This is a genomic window from Zongyangia sp., assembly GCF_965361945.1.
In genome coordinates, this window is the sequence record NZ_CBDTOK010000113.1 from 1 (window position 1) to 2,970 (window position 2,970).

At 45.7% G+C, this 2,970-nt stretch carries 4 protein-coding genes and 1 pseudogene; all 5 read left to right on the plus strand.

Going from position 1 to position 2,970, the window contains the following annotated elements:
- Window positions 1–191 (plus strand): annotated as a pseudogene (locus ACZ25G_RS07545) (KilA-N domain-containing protein); the annotation flags it as partial.
- 213 nt (window positions 192–404) lie between these two features.
- Entirely contained in the window at window positions 405–785 is a 381-nt protein-coding gene (locus ACZ25G_RS07550) for a cupin domain-containing protein (protein WP_463682046.1), read from the plus strand.
- 91 nt (window positions 786–876) lie between these two features.
- A complete protein-coding gene (locus ACZ25G_RS07555; protein ID WP_463682047.1) occupies window positions 877–1,281 on the plus strand; it encodes a hypothetical protein in 405 nt (134 codons plus the stop codon).
- A 253-nt stretch (window positions 1,282–1,534) separates the two neighbouring features.
- Complete coding sequence (locus ACZ25G_RS07560; RefSeq protein ID WP_191483285.1) at window positions 1,535–1,978, plus strand: adenine nucleotide alpha hydrolase family protein; 444 nt, start codon at window positions 1,535–1,537, stop codon at window positions 1,976–1,978.
- 84 nt (window positions 1,979–2,062) lie between these two features.
- A partial coding sequence (locus ACZ25G_RS07565) for an alpha/beta fold hydrolase (protein ID WP_463682048.1) occupies window positions 2,063–2,970 on the plus strand: 908 nt, incomplete at its 3' end.

Below are 2,970 nucleotides of genomic sequence, written 5' to 3' on the forward strand. Positions count from 1 at the left end.
ATGTCTCTCAGCTGGTCTGCCTTTCCAATCTGGAGAACCTGAATGCCGTGTTCATCAGCGAAGGAATGTCTCAGGCCGAGCGGCTGACAAAGCTCAACGCCATCGCCATCAGCCAGATGGAGATCTTGACGCAGGATCACCGCATCGAAGCTCTGGAGGCTCATAGCGAAGACCTATCTCCTGTGGAGTAAAAAATAATAGGCAAGACGTTTGCGAGTGGGCGAAGGCCGTGGCATCTATAAGTGTTGCGATGTTCCAAGCAAAAACCAGATGGAATAAATTCCATCTGGTTTTTTGCTTTTCATCAAGTTGCCCAAAATCCTTCAAAATTCTTCTGTATCTAAAAGCAATCATATTGTGATATAATGTAAGTACATACTAATAAAGAAAAGGAGTGAAGAACTATGGCCAAATCGCCTTCCTATTTCGGCAAATTCCCCTGCATGCCGGGAGAAAAAAAGCCAACTATGGTTACCAAGGCCGACTGCCCTAAGTTCATCTACACACCGGAAAGGCCCCATGCCAGTGACCTAAACTGGATTTTCGCCAGCACAGATCATCTGACCTGCGGTCAATATCAGCTCGCCCCTGGCAGCACCTTTGATCCTGTAGATGTCCATTCCGGCGATGAAGTATATTATGTGCTGGAAGGCACCGTCACCATGTTCAATCCCAAATTGGGACAGGTTGAGGACGTCTCCGCTGGTGAGGTCATTCTTCTCCCCAAGGAGGCCCCCATAAGGCCTATAATTTCACCAATAAAAAAGCGGTTATTTTCTTTGTGATCGCGCCCAAGATGTGGGAGGAAAGCGGCCCGCCAGACGGTTATTACGACACCATGAAACTGCTGAAATATGAAAAGGAGGAGGGCAAAGAATGAACATTCAAGATGTGGGAAAATTCCCAGTCGACGGCCCTTCCGCCCGTGCGACCGGTGAACTTTTCAAAGTAACCTCTCAAAACTGCTTGCATACCATCTATGGCAAAACTTATCCCATTAAAATCAATCTGTTTATCAGCAACGATTTTGTCCATGTGGGTGAAATGATTATTCCCTCTGGCGGAACTGGATCCAGGGCAAGTGAGGTCATGGAATCAGACGGCGACACTGTCCTCTATGTGAAAGAAGGCCCCATTACCTTCTTTATTCCCGCCACCCAAGAAGTCTTCCATGTGGAGGAAGGCGATACCATGTTTATTCCGGAGCATACCCCCTACCAGCTGATCAACTATTCCGATAAAGTGTTGACTGCCGTTTTTACAACTGCTCCCAACCTTTAACAGTCTTTGAAAAGGCCGCTTAGAAGCGGCCTTTTCTTTTTGGCAAAATTCTTCTTTTTTTACGGTCTATTCTCAAATGGTTTTCTTTTTATCCCCTGACGTTTTTTGAAAAGTCTATAGTTTATTAACAATTATGTTGTATAATGACATTGTCAAACAGAAAACTATTAGTTAAATTGCATCAAAAATTGTGCTTTATTTCGGATAGATGCAGATCACTCCGCCTATGCGGATGTTGTGGAGGTTTTTCACCTTGATGTTTCATAATAACCCCAGCGGCACTGATGAGCTGGAACTGCGGCAAAAACAGCAAACCCTGGTCTGTGTGACCAACCAATACCGATGTGAAAGGCTGATCCGGGCAGGACGGGTTGTTGCTGACCTCTCCAATACCGATCTGAACGCTCTTCACATTGCCAGCCCTTCCCTTCCCGCTAACGGTGATGCATTGGAGCATCTATTTGATGTTTCTAAGCAAAATAACGCTGTCATGACGGTCTATTATGACAGTGATTCCCTCAAATGCCTGATTCGGTATATCCGTGAAAATCGGGTAGCTAATGTGATTACTGGTATGCCGCAGCAGGAAAACAGCATTCTTCAAAAACTGTGGCGCAAATTTCGCAATAAAAACATAGGATTTTATACAGTGGATTCAGAAGGTGAACTGCATCCGGTAGAATTAAAAGAAGTATAATCCTACATAAGCCGCCTTCCAAACTTGGTTTGGCTAGGAGGCTGTCTTCCCTTTTTTATTTTTTCTGGAAATGGAGGCCTGGCCATGCCGTCGAGTATCCAAAAAGAAGAATTTCTCAGCGTCAATCAAAAAAATAAAATTGCCTACTATATATGGTCTCCACAAGAAGGTCCTGTCAAGGGCATCGTGCAGATTTCTCATGGTATGTGCGAATATGTTTTCCGTTACAATGATTTTGCCAACTTCCTTTGTGACCATGGTTTTATCGTGTGCGGCAACGATCATCTCGGTCACGGGGCTTCTGTGCTCCCAGGGGATCCCATGGGCTTCTTTGACTACGAAGGAGGCCACAACCTGCTTTCGCAGGATTTGAAAATCCTGACAGATATTATGAAAGCTCGCTATGGCAATCTTCCTTATTTTCTGCTGGGGCACAGTATGGGTTCCTTTGTAGCGAGAGACTATATGTCCAAATTCGCTTTTGGCCTGGATGGTGTCATCCTCAGCGGTACAGCCGGCCCCAATCCCTTGATTGATCTAGGTATTTCCATGGCGGAAAGTCAGATCTCCTCTAAAGGACCTAAAGCTAAAAGCGCCAAATTGGATAAGCTTTTCTTCAGCGGTTATAACAAAAGGATCCGTACGCCGAGAACCAAGTTTGATTGGCTCTCCCGCGATGAAGAGGCAGTGGAAAAATATGTGCAAGATCCTTGGTGTGGTTTTCTCTTTACAACAACCGGTTTCCGGGATGAGGCGACTCTCCTGAAAAAGGTCAATCACAACTTGTGGGCAAAAACCGTTCCTGTCACCCTACCTGTCTTCCTATTTTCCGGTGATCAGGATCCTGTAGGCGGTTATGGAAAAGGAGTGGCCAAGGTTTACCGTCAGCTTCTCCGCGCAGGGGTTAAAGATGTAACCCTCAAGCTCTATGAGGGAGGCCGCCATGAGATGCTCAACGAAACCAATCGTCAGGAGGTCTATATGGATGTCTT